The sequence below is a fragment of the Corynebacterium sp. HMSC05D03 genome, assembly GCF_001807205.1.
GTDB lineage: Bacteria > Actinomycetota > Actinomycetes > Mycobacteriales > Mycobacteriaceae > Corynebacterium > Corynebacterium aurimucosum.
The window spans coordinates 631-14340 of the sequence record NZ_KV788175.1; the positions used below are offsets into that span (position 1 = coordinate 631).

The following is a 13710-nucleotide window of genomic DNA, read 5'->3' on the forward strand; positions in this document are numbered from 1 at the left end:
CACATCGGCAACCACATAGTAAGTGCCGCCGGTGCCATACAGGTGGAAGCTCGGCTGCTCTAGCGCGCGCCAAGGATTGTGTCCAGGAAGATGGTGAGGCTCTAGCGCGGCCGCAGTTAGTTAGGCAGTTAGTTAGGCAGGTCGCGCGGTGGAGCTTAGCGGGTCTTAGTGGGCTAGATGCCCTAGATCCCCAACACCGATTTTGCGATGAAGAAGTAGATAATCAAGCCCGTCGCGTCACAGAACGTGGAGATGAACGGGTTAGAAAACACAGCAGGGTCCGCACCAACCGTCTTGGCCACAATCGGCATGAGGCCGCCAACGGTCGCTGACATCGAGCAAATAAGAAACAGGGTGGAGCCGATCACGATACCGATATCGAGGCCGTAGACCACCGTCGCCAAGACGAGACCAGCCAGTCCGAGTACGGCGCCGAGCAGCATTCCGACGCGCAGCTCGCGCCACATTACGGAAAGGAGGTCGCGCGTTCGGACGTCGCCAAGCGCGAGCGCACGGGTCACTGTAGTAGCCGCTTGGTTTCCTGTATTGCCGCCCGTGCCAGTGAGGAGGGGAATAAACAGAGAAAGTACGACCGCCTTGGCCAGGGTGTCCTCGAAGGAATCGAGAACCCGCACGGTCAACAGCGCTGACACAGCGAGCACGAGCAGCCAGAGAATGCGGGAGCGAACGAGCTTGAGCAACGGCGTCGACAAGTAAGGCTGCTGGAGCGCTTCCGTACCACCGGAACGAGCCGAGTCCTCGCTGTCCGCTTCCTCCATGATGTCCGTGGCATCGTCCCACGTAAGAAGACCAACGAGGCGGTGGGAATCATCCACAATCGGCAGCGCCAGCATATCGAGGGGCAAGAACCACCGTACGGTTTCTTCGGCGTCAGCAGTCGCACGCGCATAAACCGGTTCCTTCATGATGTCCTCAATGAGCACGCCTCGCTTCGCGGTGAAGAGATCGCGCAGGCTTACGACGCCCACCAGGCGACGGTCCTTGCGCGTCACCGGAACGGTATAGATGGTCTCCAGTTCATCGGCGGTATCGCGTAGTGTGCGCAGGGCATCTTCCATGCTCATTTCCGGGTGAATGTCGGGCACTTCGGGCGACATACGACGGCCGACGGAGCCCTTCGTGTAGCCAAGGATCACTCCGGTGACATCGCGCTGCGTCTGGGTGAGTGAGCGGAGGAGGCGATCCGCAATCTCGGCGGGCAGCTCATCCAAGAGCGCCACTCGGTCTTCGGGATCCAACTCGTCGAAGAATTCATAAACATCGGCATTCCCCAGCTCATCAATGATGTCCGCCTGGTGCTTTGCATCGAGCGCATCAAAGACCGCGATGGACTTTTCCCGTGGCAGCAGGCGGAGGGCTAGCGCAGCGCGGAGCGCATTCTGGCGCTCTACAATCGCGATGAGCTCTTGACGGGGAACGCGAGCTAAGAGTTCCTGGAGGCGAGGGGCCTTTTTAGGATCAATAGCGTCTTCTTGCTTCAGCCATGCCTCTACGGTCTCGCTGGCCTGTTCAATAGTTTCTGCCATCGCTTCGCCTTTCCACTCGACGTCAACCTCCTCAGACTACGCTATGCAGCGCTGCACGGCCTTTTCGCAGATGTACTATTGCGACATGCTTTCCCTCTACCGTGAATTTTCGGACCATGACGTTGTTAAAACGATACTGAGCTTCGAAGAAACAGAGTTTCTCTTCGTCGTGGCAGCCGCGCCGAAGAAATCGGTGAGTGATGATCCTTATGCTGAGGACAAAACGCACATTCAGCTCATGAGCTTGCCTGGAGTTGCTTTAAAGCTGTTGCCGGAAGGCGAGCTGATTACTGGCGACATCGCAGTGCGCTATCCGCAGCTCTTCCAGACAGTCGCAGGAAAAACGCTGTGGGATCCGCGTGAAATTACAGAACTTGAGCCTTTCAGGGTGTTTCATGCTCGGGGTAGCCACCACTTCCACGAGAGGAGCAAAGAGCACTATGTCGATATCTGGGAGATTCTTCCAGATGTAGCCGATGCAGCCATGGAGCAGCTTCTTGCCCGGATTGACGTTCCGGTAGGGCTTGATTCCACATTCGGTCCGTTGGTGCTCGACCGCTGTACAGACACATTCGAAGGTAGAGCAGAAGAACTCGGAATTGATATCAGCATCGTGTATGAAGGGGAGGAGCTTCTTCTCGCGGAGAGTACGAATCTCAAGCGAAAATTCAAGGCACCGCTCTCTGTGATCAACAAGGTGCTCAGTTCCGAGTTCCTCGAGGAGACCCAGCGCTTTGCTGCTGCAAAGGCCCTCCGAGCCGCCAACCGTTGGCGCCACGACGTCGCCGTGTCCGAGGGCAACAGCGTCCCGGCGCCGGAACTTACTACCAGCGACGTATACGCCAAACTTACTCTCGTTGCCGTTGAGGTTCCTCAACGTGGCAACCTCAGCGTCGAGTTTGATGATGGCTATCTTTTTGGCGGTCACCCCGTAACAGTGAAGGTAAGACGCAACGGTAAGCCTGCATCCCTTGAGCTCGACGCTTAGTACTGTTCACGCATCCGCGTGAGGACGTTGTGGGCCGAAATCAGGCACATGGGCACGCCCACGCCCGGGACCGTGGTGCCACCGGCGTAGTACAGGTTGGGCAGCTTACGGGATTGGTTCCGGCCCCGGAAGAATGCGGACTGGCGCAGCGTATGGGCAGGGCCCACGGCGCCGCCGGACCAGGAATTGTACTGCTCGGCAAAGTCGGCGGGGCCGAGCGTGCGCTTGACGACGACCCTCTCCTCCAGATCCTCAATCCCCATCCAGGACCCCAGCTGCGCCACGGCAGCACGGGCGATGGCGCTAACGCGGGGAGATTCCGCAGCGCCGTAGGCATCGCCATGGCCATAGGATTCTTCTGCCGGAACGGGAATGAGGATGAAGAGATTCTCGTAGCCTTCCGGAGCCACACTGGAATCGGTGGCAGAGGTTTTTGAAACATAGATCGACTCCGAGGCACCCAACGGCCGCAACGGCTCAGGGCCGTGGTAGACGGCCCTAAAATCGGGGGTCCAGTCTGTGCTGAATAGCAGCGTATGGTGTGCCAGCTGCGGAAGGGCCCCCTTCACACCGAGGAAGACTAAGACGGTGCCCAGGCCAGGGTCACGGTGGGCAAAGTAGCGTTCCGGGTACGTTTGCAGGTCCGTGGGAAGCAGAGCGGTTTCTGTGTGGTGCAGGTCTGCGGCGGAGACGATGGCGTCGGCGGGGATCATGCGGCCGTCGTCAAGCGTGACGCCCGTCGCGCGCCCGTGCGCGTGGTTGATTGCTACCACCGCTGTGCCAAGCTCGAAGGTGGCGCCGGCTGCTTGCCTCGCGATAGCGTCGACAACAGCCGCGAAGCCTCCTAAGGGGTAGCGCACGCCCTCCACCAGGTCGGTGTGGCTCATCAAGGAATACAGTGCCGGCGCGGCCTGTGGTTCGGTGGAGAGAAACACCGCGGGGTAAGTCAGGACCTGGCGCAGGCGGTAATCCTTAAACTGGGCGGCCACCAGCGTATCTAGTGAGCGAGTCAGCAGCAGCGCGAGCGAGCCCAGCCGGGTGAGGACGTCTTTGTTGAGAAGCTGCGTGGGGCGGGAGAAGGTGGTGTATAAGAAGTTGCGCAGGGCAATGGCGTATACGTCGGAGGCCCGGGAGAGATACGCGCGCACCTTGTCGCCAGCGCCCGGCTCCAAGGATTCAAAAAGCTCTGCTACGTTATCCACGCCCGTTTCTATATCGAGGGCCGCGCCGTCTTCGTTGATAACACGGTAGGCAGGGGAGAGGTCCACTAGGTCCAGCTCGCGCTCGGTACTGGTGCCGCAGGCGCGGAAAAACTCATCGAAGGCCTCCGGCATGAGGTACCACGAGGGGCCGGTATCGAAGCGGAAGCCATCCACGGCCAGGCTTCCCGCGCGTCCACCAACGCTGCGTTGCTTGTCGACGACCGTCACCCGCATCCCCTCCCGCAACAGCAAGGCAGCGGAGGCTAGGCCTGCAATACCAGCGCCGATGACAACAACATGTTTGCTCATGTTCTTTAACCTTTATTCCGTGCCGCGTGCGCTGCAGCGCGGCTGATGAGGACAGCTTTCCGCGCAGCGGGCACACTGACGCGGGTAGTCATGATCTCATGCGCAGGAGTGGCCTCGAGGAGATCCGTAAGCTCCGTGAAAAGAGCCGCCGCTGCGGCTACCCCCACCCTGGAGCCAAAGGGAAGCAGGTCCATGGCCGTGCGGGCATGGGCTAAGTCTTCGCGGATATCAGAAATGATCGCGGCCTTCGTTTCCTCATCGAGTTTGTCTGGCTCACGCAGCGTAGGAAAATAAGCGCGGCCCAGCTCAGTAGAGTCTTCGTGCAGGTCCCGCAAAAAGTTGATCTTCTGAAACGCGGCACCCAGGCGCTCCGCTCCTTCTTCGACGCCGTCAGGCCGAGGTGCACCGGCATAAAAAGTATCCAGGCATAGCAGCCCAATGACTTCTGCAGAGCCCCGAACATAGGTCTTAAAAGACTCCGCTGTGTGGGAGGTGCGCGTGAGGTCACAACGCATGGAGGCAAAGAACTCTGCAATGTGTTCGTCCTGGAACCCGCAGCGCCGCGCGGACAGCGCGTAGGCGTGCACGACCGGGTCGGCGTGAAAACGTTGGGAGGGGGCGTTGCGGACGGTGGTTTCGTAGGCGTCGAGAAGCGCGGCCGCGTCGTGGGGATCGAGTCCCGCGTCGACGATCTCATCGGCCGTGCGCACCATGGCATATAAATTTCGGATGTCCATGCGCACTCGCGGCTGAAGAAGCCGTGTGGCCAGGGAAAAACTGGTGGAGTAGTGGCGCATGATCTGAGCCGCGGATGCTTCGGCACAGCGGTCATAATGTTCCAGAGCGGAAAGAGATGTGCGCATGGGGCATATTTTAGACCACACGCGTCACACATTTAACCCGAGGCAAGATAGGGTAGTGACGTTACTTTCCCCATCTATAAGGAGAACACGTCCATGACCACCCCAACGATGACTGCTGCGGCTCGCGCCGTTGACCTGTTCAAACAATACGGTCAGGGAGACACCGCAGTCACCGCGTTGGACCACGTCGACGTTGAGTTCGCGCGCAACACCTTCACCGCCATCATGGGCCCGTCGGGCTCCGGCAAATCCACCCTCATGCACACCATGGCGGGGCTCGATTCGGCGACGTCCGGTTCGGCCTTCATCGGTGACACCGATATGTCGCAGCTCAGTGACAAGGATATTACGGCCCTGCGCCGCGACCGACTGGGCTTCATCTTTCAGTCCTTCAACCTGGTGCCCACGCTGACTGCGGCAGAAAACATCACGCTGCCCACCGATATCGCTGGCCACAAGGTGGATAAAGAGTGGTTCGATGAGGTCACTTCCCGCCTAGGCTTGTCCGAGCGCTTGAATCACCGCCCAGCAGAGCTCTCCGGCGGCCAGCAACAGCGCGTGGCCTGCGCGCGGGCCCTGGTTTCGCGCCCCGAGATCATCTTCGGCGATGAGCCGACCGGCAACCTGGATTCGAACTCCTCCGCCGAGGTGCTCGACATTTTGCGCACCGCCGTGGACAAGGATGGTCAGACCGTCGTTATCGTCACGCACGATGCCAAGGCAGCCTCTTACGCAGACCGCGTGGTTTTCCTTGCTGATGGGCGCCTCGTGAATGAACTCACCAACCCAACCATGGAGTCCATCCACGCCGTGATGGCAGAAATCGAGGGCTAGAACATGGCCACAAAGAACACCATGCGCACGGTGTCCGTGCGCAACATTCTCGCTCATAAGCTGCGTCTTGCCCTGACCCTGCTGGCGGTGGTGCTCGGCACCGCGTTCATCTCGGGCTCCTTCATGTTCACCAATTCGCTCTCGAGCACCTTCGACTCCGCGGTATCTACCGCGTTTACGGGCGTGGATGCGGCCGTGAGCCAGAAGGAGGGCGGCCCCAACCTCGATCAGAAGATGCGCGATGACATCGCCGCCGACCCCGATGTGCGCGCGGTGAATATGCAAAGCAGCCAGACGGTCGTGGTGGCAAACAAGGACGCCGAGGCCTTTCAAACCGGTGGGGGCACCTCCAGCGTGCAGCCCTACTACCCGGAGGAGCAGTCCGTCGGTGAGCCTGCCACGCTTGTCGAAGGCTCTGAGCCGAACGGGACCGGCGAAGTCCTCATTAATGATTCCGCCGCTGAAGAGTTCGGTATCCACGTCGGCGATACTCTCCTCGTGGTCCACCCGGACCAGCGTGATGAGGTGAAGGTCGTGGGCGTCGTCAAGCCTGCGGTGGACCAAGGCCCCAGCCTGACCTTGCTCATGGGCCACGAGGCCTTCGTCGAGCGCTATGGCAATTCTGCCCAGTTGAAGGTCGCGGCGGCCGAGGGCGTCGACGCCGATGCCCTCGTGGAGCACCTCAATGAAACCTTCGAGGTCAAGGCGGAATCCGGGCAGAAGCTGGCCGATGAGCTTTCGGATCAGATTTCCTCTGCCCTGAAATTCGTCAACTACTTCCTTATCGCTTTCGGCCTCATCGCGCTGTTGGTGGGCACGTTTATCATTGCGAATACCTTCTCGATGATCGTGGCTCAGCGCACCAAGGAGTTCGCACTCCTGCGTGCACTCGGCGCCTCCCGTGGGCAGATTACGCGCTCGGTGGTCACAGAGGCCTTCATCGTGGGCCTTGTGGGCTCTGCCGTGGGCGTGATCGCCGGCATGGGCCTGGTGGCACTCATCAAGGCAGTTTTTGAAGCCAAGGACATGCCCATGGGCGGCGGTCTGGGCCTGAGCGTTAGCGCAGTCGTCGTGCCGTTGCTTTTGGGTGCCGTGGTCACCATCATTTCCGCGTGGGCGCCGGCGCGCCGGGCGGGTGCGGTGAAACCCGTGGAGGCCATGCGCACCACCGAGTCTGCGGCTGGTTCTTCGTTGCTCGTGCGCAGCGTGCTGGGCGGGCTGCTGCTGGTTGTAGGCATCATCTTCGCGCTTGTCGGAGTGTTTGTTGATGCCTCCACAGGCATCCGCGCCTCCCTCGTGGGCCTCGGTGCGCTCAACCTAATCCTTGGTTTCTTCCTTGCCGGCCCGGCCATCTCCCTGCCTATCGTTCCGGGGATCGGCCGCGTGGTTGGCGCGCCCTTTGGTGCGGTGGGCAAGCTGGCGTCGACGAATTCGGCGCGTAACCCGCGCCGAACCGCGGCTACCGCGTTCGCTCTCATGCTGGGCGTGGCGCTGGTGACCTCGATCGGCATGTTGGGTGCGACGATGAAAGCCTCGGTTGCCGATGCCGTCGAACAGGATGCCCACGCGGACTTCTTGCTGTCCGGTCCGACGTCCGGAAACTTCCCGACGCCGAACGAGACGGCGCAGCGTGCCCGCGATACCGAGGGCGCTGGCCAGGTCGTAGCGATGAGTACTGCGCCACTACAGGTGGATGGCCAGGCTTCGATAAATTATGGCCCGGAAATGTTGATAAGCCAGGTCATCGATGGCAACGCCGATGACATCCTCAACCTCACCGTGGTCGAAGGCGCCGTGAACACGGGCGAGGAGCCTGGCTTCATCGCCGAGGCCGGCTTGGCTGCGGAGCAGGGTTGGGAAGTCGGTCAGTCCTATGAGCTGGCTGGCCCGGATCCCTCCCGCACCGCGCAGGTGAAGCTCCTCGGCACGTATGAGCATTTTGAGATGCTTTCGGGTCTGGCCGTGTCCAAGTCCGCGGCGGAGGACGTTGTTGACCCCGGCAGTCTCGACGTCATGGTGGTCTCCGTGAACGCGGAAGAGGGCTATGACAAGGAGAAACTGCGCGCCAACCTGGAGAAGTCCGTCAAAGACCTCGTCGTGGTGCAGGTGCGCACCAGTGAGGAATACGCCGGCGAGGCTGCCGGCATGATTGACCAGATGCTCACGATTCTCTATGCGCTACTGGCTTTGGCCGTGGTCATTGCGGTCTTGGGTATTGTCAATACCCTCACGCTGGGTGTGATCGAACGCCGACAAGAAATCGGCATGCTGCGCGCGGTGGGTACCCAGCGCCGCCAGATCCGCACGATGATCACCGTGGAATCGGTACAGATTGCCCTCTTCGGTGCGCTCATGGGCATCCTCATGGGCCTGGGGATGGGGTGGTCCTTCATCTCCGTGCTTTCCGACGAAGGCCTCGATACCGCGACGGTTCCGTGGTTGATGCTCGCGGTCATGTTCGTGGGCTCCGGAATCGTCGGTGTGCTGGCAGCGCTATGGCCAGCGCAGCGCGCGGCACAGACCCCACCGTTGGACGCCATCGCTGACTAGTACAGCCTGTGGCCGCACAAGGGCGTGCGAGGTAGGTTAGGCGAGAAGCGAACCTACCCACGCTCCGCGCCAGGCCACCACGATTCCCAGGCCGATGGTCCAGAAGAGATAACGCGCCAAGCGCCACCAGCGCTTGGCCTTTATCATTTCTCCCAGTTCCTTGGCCAGCGTGGACCACGTGGATAGCCCGCCGGCGAGTCCGGCTGCTAGCAGGGGGAGAAAATACTCAGGGGTGTGGGCATGCGTGGCATAGCCGTAGGCCACGCCCGCCACGGCTGCGCCAATGAGGTTGGCGGCAAAGGTACATGTGGGGGAAGGCAGCACACGAGTGAGCAGGTAGCGCCCGCAGCCACCGACAAAGCCACCGGCGAGTACGGCCAGGATGGAGAGAATCATGCGTGCCTCCGATCCTGCAGGCGGTCACCCATGAGGTAGGCCGCGGTGCAACCGACGACCGTCGCCAGCACGTAGGCCCCCGCCTGCGCCGGGCCGAAGCCGGAGGTGAGAAAAGCAAAAGCGGCAAAGCTGGTGAAGCCGCCTAAGAAACCTGTGCCCCAGAATGCCGGAGGCTTGGCATAGCCCATAACAGCGCTGCCGAGAACGTTGATGAGCAGCAGCGGCAGCGCGCCACCCCCGAGAAGCGAAGAAAGGCCAAAGCGGGCCAGCGCCCCGAGCGCGGTTCCGCAGCCCACAAGAAGGATCTGTGGCATAGGCACCATCCTAATTGGGATGCGAAACCAGCGTGAAGCAGGCAAGCTTAGGGTGTATCCACATCCCCAAGGAGGAATCCCACCATGGCACACGAGCGCGCCGGCCAACCAGCCCAGCCTTCCGATCTCATTGACATCGCAGAGCTAGTCACCGCGTATTACACCCGCACCCCCGACGCTGATAACCCCGATCAGCAGGTTTCCTTCGGCACCTCCGGGCACCGCGGCTCCGCTTTAGATACCGCCTTCAACGAGGCCCACATTCTGGCGATTACCCAGGCCATCGTGGACTACCGTGCCGAGCAGGGCACCACGGGCGCCATTTTCATTGGCCGCGATACTCATGCCCTGTCCGAGCCCGCCATGGTCTCTGCCCTCGAGGTCCTCTTAGCTAATGAGCTGGAGGTCCGCGTGGATGACCGTGGCCGTTATACCCCAACTCCGGCCGTCTCCCACGCCATCCTGACCAACCCGGGCACCGACGGCATCGTGATTACCCCGTCTCATAACCCGCCGCGCGATGGCGGATTCAAGTACAACCCGCCAACGGGCGGCCCGGCGGATACCGATGCCACCGACTGGATCGCCGCCAAGGCCAACGACTATCTGCGCGCCGGGCTCGAGGGCGTGAAACGCGTGGCGGTTGACGGCGTGCTGGATGAGCGCTGCGTGAAGCACAACTACGTGGACAACTACGTTGCGGACCTGGCGAACGTCGTGGACATGAAAGCCATCAAGAACGCCGGCGTGCGCATCGGAGCGGATCCCATGGGCGGGGCCTCGGTGGACTACTGGGCGGCCATCGCCGAGCATTACGAACTCAACATGACGGTGGTGAACCCCGAGGTAGACGGCACTTTCCGCTTCATGACGTTGGATACCGACGGCAAGATCCGCATGGACTGTTCCTCCCCGGATGCCATGGCGTCACTGGTGGATAACCGTTCCAAGTACGACCTGGCCACGGGCAACGACGCCGACGCGGACCGCCACGGCATCGTCACCCCGGATGCGGGCCTGATGAACCCGAACCACTACCTGGCTGTGGCCATCGAGTACCTGTTTAGCCACCGCCCCCAGTGGGGCAACGCCGGGGTGGGCAAGACCTTGGTCTCATCCTCGATGATTGATCGCGTCGTGGCCAGCTTGGGCCGTGAGCTCGTTGAGGTGCCGGTGGGCTTCAAGTGGTTTGTGCCGGGGCTTGTCGACGGCTCCCTGGGCTTCGGCGGTGAAGAATCCGCCGGCGCTTCCTTCCTGCGCTTCGACGGTACGGTGTGGTCCACCGACAAGGATGGCATCATCATGGATCTTTTGGCCGCCGAGATCCTGGCGGTGACGGGCAAGACTCCGTCCCAGCGCTACGCGGAGCTGGCAGAGGAATATGGTGCACCGGCCTACGCGCGTACCGACGCCCCAGCTAACCGTGAGCAGAAGGCAATCCTGAAGAAGCTCTCCCCGGAGCAGGTCACGGCCACTGAGCTGGCGGGTGAGGAGATTCTCGCTAAGCTCACCGAAGCGCCGGGCAACGGCGCGGCGATCGGTGGCCTCAAGGTGAGGACTGAGAACGCGTGGTTTGCCGCGCGCCCGTCCGGCACGGAGGATAAGTACAAGATTTACGCTGAGAGCTTCCGTGGCGAAGAACACCTCAAGCAGGTGCAGCAGGAGGCGCAAGCGCTGGTGTCACAGGTTCTGGGAGGCTAACTTCAGGGCTAGGCTAATGGATTATGACAGCCACACAACGCGCCTCGGTGCTTGACCTGGCCAGCGCGCTCGCCCGATTCGGTATGGCCGCCGTGTGGATTATCGCCGGCATACAGAAACTAGACGCCCGGATGGAGATGGCACAGGCCATCCGGGCCTATGGCATCTTCACCCCGGAATGGTCCGAGTACTTGGCCTACCTCATTGCACCGCTTGAAATTGTAGGAGGGCTGCTGCTGTTGCTGGGCCTGTTCTTGAGGGAGGCGTCGGCAGTCGCTGCGGTGGTCCTAGTCCTGTTCATGGTGGGCATTTCTCAGGCGTGGGCGCGTGGGTTAGTCATCGATTGTGGGTGTTTTGGCTATGACCCCAACGACGTGAGCCAAGGTATGAACTACGCGCTGACGCTGCTTCGCGACGCCTTCTTCCTCATCCTCACCGCGTGGACGATCTGGCGTCCATATCGTCGTTACGCTCTCCACCCGTAACTTGTTAGGCTAATCCCGTGTTTAAAAATAAGATCAGCGCAACGCTCGTGCTGGACGTTATCAGTGCGTTTGCGCGATTTTATATGGCCTATGTGTGGATTAAAGCGGGAGCGTCGAAGCTGTCGGACCAGCTCGCGGTATCGCAAAGCATCAAGGCATATGAAATCTTTACCCCAGAGTGGTCCCACTATTTGTCCTATCTGATTGGCCCGCTTGAAGTGTGCGGCGGCCTGTTGCTCCTGCTGGGGCTGTTCCTGCGTCAATCGGCGTGGGTGGGGCAGATTGTCCTCGTTCTGTTCATGATCGGCATCGCGCAGGCATGGGCGCGGGGACTCGGGATTGACTGCGGGTGTTTCTCCGTTAGCCCTGATGAGGACGCGCAAGTGATGAACTACATGATGACACTGCTGCGTGATGTCTTCTATTCTGTCTTAATGGTGTGGACGATCAAGCGTCCTTTCACCAAGTTTGCATTGCACCCTTAACAACGGTGTGTAGACTTTCCATCTATTCGAAATAACGTCATCAAAGGCAAGGTTGTTCAATGAGTACAGTCAAAGACCCCAACTCCAAGAGTAATAGTGGATTCGTCTGGGGCCTCGCTGTTCTGCTGGTCATTATCGCTGTGGTAATCGGCTACATCGTTTATCAGGGGCGGGGTGCAAAGACCGATGAGCTGAAGGATTATCCCGTTGAGCCAGTCTCTATGGAGATGAGCTTTGCGGACAACGCGGTGACGCTCAAGGCGCCGGATGCCCCCAAGGACGCTACCGAGGTAGACCTGTATGAGGACTTCTCCTGCCCGCACTGTGGCGACCTGGCGAAGGAGACCGACGGACAGATGAAGGACGCTATTGATGCGGGTGAGCTCATCGTGCACGTGCGTACCTTGAACTTCCTCGATGGCAGCCCGAACGGACTGGAGAGCATCAAGTCCAACACGGGACACTCCTCCAAGACTGCGGCTGCGATGGAGCAGGTGGCAAAGTCCGGTGACGCCACGCTGTACTGGAACCTGCGTAAGTACCTCATGGAGAACCAGTCCAAGCTGGCCAACCAGTGGGAAATGAAGGATTTCGCTGATGCTGCGCAGATCCTGGGTGCCGATGAGGCCACGGTGAAGGCCATCAAGGAAGCCAAGGTTGGTGAAGGTAACCCGGTGGTGACCTCGAACTACGAAAAGCTTGAAAAGGAAACCGGTAGCGTGTCCTCGCCGCGCATCATCAAGGATGGCAAGGATATCCCGGAGGATGATAAGACCTCCATCATGGAATGGGTCAACATCGTTACTGAGAAGTAAATTTAGCGCCCCAACTCGCGATTTGGTGAGTGAATAGGGAGACGATATATTGATACGAGTTGCAATCACAAAGGTTGCACCTCGTATGAGGGGCTATGGCGCAGTTGGTAGCGCACCACACTGGCAGTGTGGGGGTCACGGGTTCGAATCCCGTTAGCTCCACTTTAAAATTCAATATTGCCTTGGGGCTATGGCGCAGTTGGTAGCGCACCACACTGGCAGTGTGGGGGTCACGGGTTCGAATCCCGTTAGCTCCACCATCGGCCGTCTCTTTCGCAGAGGCGGCCTTTTTCTATGCTGGGGAGCATGGATGTTTACACAAAGTCAGTAGCACGAGCCGATCAAGCCGGGGCGGAGGCTGCGGGCCTGCGCTGGTTAGCAGCCGCACGAAAGGACGTTGTGGTGGAAGTTGCGGGGCTAACGGATTCGACGATTAGTACGCGTCGAGTAGCGCAGGCGCGACCGAGTGCTGCTGCAGCGCGGGCGTTTGGTGAAGCGCTGCGGCAGGTTCATCAGGCAGGCGCCCCAGCTTTCGGCGCACCGCCAGAGGGGTGGGAAGGTGCGAACTTCATTGGACGCGTGGAACAACCCTGCGAACCATGTGAATCCTGGGGTGAGTTCTACGCAGAACAGCGGGTGGTGCCATTTATAGAAGGACTTCCGGAGGGGCTGCGGGACAGCGTATATATGGCGGCCGAAGCTATAGCCGCCGTGGACTGGGACATCGAGCCTGCACGAATTCATGGTGATTTATGGGCAGGAAATGTTTTGTTCCAGGAGAACACGGCGGTCATGATTGACCCTGCAGCGCACGGCGGACATCCGTGGACGGATTTGGCCATGCTGGAACTGTTCGGAACGCCCTACTATGACGAGATACTGCGGGGCTATGGGGCGGGTGAGGAGTACCGGAAGTGGGTGCCGATGCATCAGTTGCACCCACTTGCGGTTCACTCGATGACGCATGGTCCGGCTTACTATGCTCCGCTTGAGCAGGCTGCGCGTGCCACCCTTGAGGCATTGCGATGAGCGCGTGATCGCTCGAAGATTCTGCCGGGGTTGAAAGGAAAGGGGCTCTGGACGCGCTTTGCGGGCTCCAGCATTTCCGTGGCGCTCGACAGCTAGCCCGTCAACACTGGTTTGGTCGGTGGGTTCGCCTTTAAGGGCTTAAGAATCCCCGTTGCTCTTGCTGCTTCCGGCAGCACGTGAAGCCGGACTTGG

The 13710-nt window shown here is 60.3% G+C and carries 13 protein-coding genes and 2 tRNA genes; 10 read left to right on the forward strand and 5 right to left on the reverse strand.

What is annotated here, in order from left to right; genetic code table 11:
• Positions 1-182: 182 nt before the first annotated feature.
• Positions 183-1547, reverse strand: a complete 1365-nt coding sequence (gene mgtE / locus HMPREF3147_RS06265; protein WP_070446076.1) for a magnesium transporter — start codon at positions 1545-1547, stop codon at positions 183-185.
• A gap of 85 nt (positions 1548-1632) precedes the next feature.
• On the opposite strand from mgtE, the gene HMPREF3147_RS06270 reads away from it, so the two are divergent.
• Entirely contained in the window at positions 1633-2535 is a 903-nt protein-coding gene (locus tag HMPREF3147_RS06270; protein ID WP_246815735.1) for a DUF2262 domain-containing protein, read from the forward strand.
• Here HMPREF3147_RS06270 and crtI read toward each other — a convergent pair.
• Together crtI and HMPREF3147_RS06280 are read right to left on the reverse strand one after the other, a co-directional pair.
• On the reverse strand, positions 2532-4046 hold the full coding sequence (gene crtI / locus HMPREF3147_RS06275) for a phytoene desaturase family protein (RefSeq protein WP_070446081.1): 1515 nt from the start codon (positions 4044-4046) through the stop codon (positions 2532-2534). The two genes, HMPREF3147_RS06270 and crtI, sit on opposite strands and share 4 nt — an antisense overlap.
• Before the next feature lie 5 nt (positions 4047-4051).
• Complete coding sequence (locus HMPREF3147_RS06280; protein ID WP_070446083.1) at positions 4052-4909, reverse strand: phytoene/squalene synthase family protein; 858 nt, start codon at positions 4907-4909, stop codon at positions 4052-4054.
• 93 nt (positions 4910-5002) lie between these two features.
• Between HMPREF3147_RS06280 and HMPREF3147_RS06285 the strand changes: the two genes are divergently transcribed.
• Both HMPREF3147_RS06285 and HMPREF3147_RS06290 read left to right on the forward strand, forming a co-directional pair.
• Positions 5003-5743 carry an ABC transporter ATP-binding protein gene (locus HMPREF3147_RS06285; RefSeq protein ID WP_070446086.1) on the forward strand — a complete coding sequence of 247 codons (741 nt, stop codon included), beginning with the start codon at positions 5003-5005 and terminating at the stop codon, positions 5741-5743.
• A 3-nt stretch (positions 5744-5746) separates the two neighbouring features.
• Positions 5747-8293: an ABC transporter permease gene (locus HMPREF3147_RS06290; protein WP_070446088.1), complete on the forward strand. Its 2547-nt coding sequence runs from the start codon at positions 5747-5749 to the stop codon at positions 8291-8293.
• Positions 8294-8329: 36 nt separating this feature from the next.
• Here the strand turns inward: HMPREF3147_RS06290 and HMPREF3147_RS06295 are convergent, their stop codons facing one another.
• Positions 8330-8689 carry a FluC/FEX family fluoride channel gene (locus HMPREF3147_RS06295; RefSeq protein WP_070446091.1) on the reverse strand — a complete coding sequence of 120 codons (360 nt, stop codon included), beginning with the start codon at positions 8687-8689 and terminating at the stop codon, positions 8330-8332.
• Complete coding sequence (locus HMPREF3147_RS06300; RefSeq protein ID WP_070446093.1) at positions 8686-9003, reverse strand: fluoride efflux transporter family protein; 318 nt, start codon at positions 9001-9003, stop codon at positions 8686-8688. The genes HMPREF3147_RS06295 and HMPREF3147_RS06300 overlap by 4 nt, the downstream gene beginning before the upstream one ends.
• Before the next feature lie 84 nt (positions 9004-9087).
• Between HMPREF3147_RS06300 and pgm the strand changes: the two genes are divergently transcribed.
• The 7 genes from pgm to HMPREF3147_RS06335 all read left to right on the forward strand — a co-directional run bounded on the left by pgm (position 9088) and on the right by HMPREF3147_RS06335 (position 13518).
• Positions 9088-10704, forward strand: coding sequence for a phosphoglucomutase (alpha-D-glucose-1,6-bisphosphate-dependent) (gene pgm / locus HMPREF3147_RS06305; protein ID WP_070446095.1), 1617 nt, complete (start codon positions 9088-9090; stop codon positions 10702-10704).
• Positions 10705-10727: 23 nt separating this feature from the next.
• On the forward strand, positions 10728-11189 hold the full coding sequence (locus tag HMPREF3147_RS06310; RefSeq protein ID WP_070446097.1) for a MauE/DoxX family redox-associated membrane protein: 462 nt from the start codon (positions 10728-10730) through the stop codon (positions 11187-11189).
• Positions 11190-11206: 17 nt separating this feature from the next.
• Entirely contained in the window at positions 11207-11674 is a 468-nt protein-coding gene (locus HMPREF3147_RS06315; protein WP_070446099.1) for a MauE/DoxX family redox-associated membrane protein, read from the forward strand.
• A gap of 59 nt (positions 11675-11733) precedes the next feature.
• Complete coding sequence (locus HMPREF3147_RS06320; protein WP_070446100.1) at positions 11734-12489, forward strand: DsbA family protein; 756 nt, start codon at positions 11734-11736, stop codon at positions 12487-12489.
• An 89-nt stretch (positions 12490-12578) separates the two neighbouring features.
• A tRNA-Ala gene (locus tag HMPREF3147_RS06325) sits at positions 12579-12651 on the forward strand.
• 22 nt (positions 12652-12673) lie between these two features.
• Positions 12674-12749, forward strand: a tRNA-Ala gene (locus HMPREF3147_RS06330).
• A 34-nt stretch (positions 12750-12783) separates the two neighbouring features.
• On the forward strand, positions 12784-13518 hold the full coding sequence (locus tag HMPREF3147_RS06335) for a fructosamine kinase family protein (protein WP_070446101.1): 735 nt from the start codon (positions 12784-12786) through the stop codon (positions 13516-13518).
• The last annotated feature ends 192 nt before the right edge of the window (positions 13519-13710 follow it).

Excerpts from the sequence above, each read along its gene's own strand:
- mgtE (WP_070446076.1), bottom strand. The coding sequence starts at position 1,547 with ATGGCAGAAACTATTGAACAGGCCAGCGAGACCGTAGAGGCATGGCTG.
- HMPREF3147_RS06270 (WP_246815735.1), top strand. The coding sequence starts at position 1,633 with ATGCTTTCCCTCTACCGTGAATTTTCGGACCATGACGTTGTTAAAACG.
- crtI (WP_070446081.1), bottom strand. The coding sequence starts at position 4,046 with ATGAGCAAACATGTTGTTGTCATCGGCGCTGGTATTGCAGGCCTAGCC.
- HMPREF3147_RS06280 (WP_070446083.1), bottom strand. The coding sequence starts at position 4,909 with ATGCGCACATCTCTTTCCGCTCTGGAACATTATGACCGCTGTGCCGAA.
- HMPREF3147_RS06285 (WP_070446086.1), top strand. The coding sequence starts at position 5,003 with ATGACCACCCCAACGATGACTGCTGCGGCTCGCGCCGTTGACCTGTTC.
- HMPREF3147_RS06290 (WP_070446088.1), top strand. The coding sequence starts at position 5,747 with ATGGCCACAAAGAACACCATGCGCACGGTGTCCGTGCGCAACATTCTC.
- HMPREF3147_RS06295 (WP_070446091.1), bottom strand. The coding sequence starts at position 8,689 with ATGATTCTCTCCATCCTGGCCGTACTCGCCGGTGGCTTTGTCGGTGGC.
- HMPREF3147_RS06300 (WP_070446093.1), bottom strand. The coding sequence starts at position 9,003 with ATGCCACAGATCCTTCTTGTGGGCTGCGGAACCGCGCTCGGGGCGCTG.
- pgm (WP_070446095.1), top strand. The coding sequence starts at position 9,088 with ATGGCACACGAGCGCGCCGGCCAACCAGCCCAGCCTTCCGATCTCATT.
- HMPREF3147_RS06310 (WP_070446097.1), top strand. The coding sequence starts at position 10,728 with ATGACAGCCACACAACGCGCCTCGGTGCTTGACCTGGCCAGCGCGCTC.
- HMPREF3147_RS06320 (WP_070446100.1), top strand. The coding sequence starts at position 11,734 with ATGAGTACAGTCAAAGACCCCAACTCCAAGAGTAATAGTGGATTCGTC.
- HMPREF3147_RS06335 (WP_070446101.1), top strand. The coding sequence starts at position 12,784 with ATGCTGGGGAGCATGGATGTTTACACAAAGTCAGTAGCACGAGCCGAT.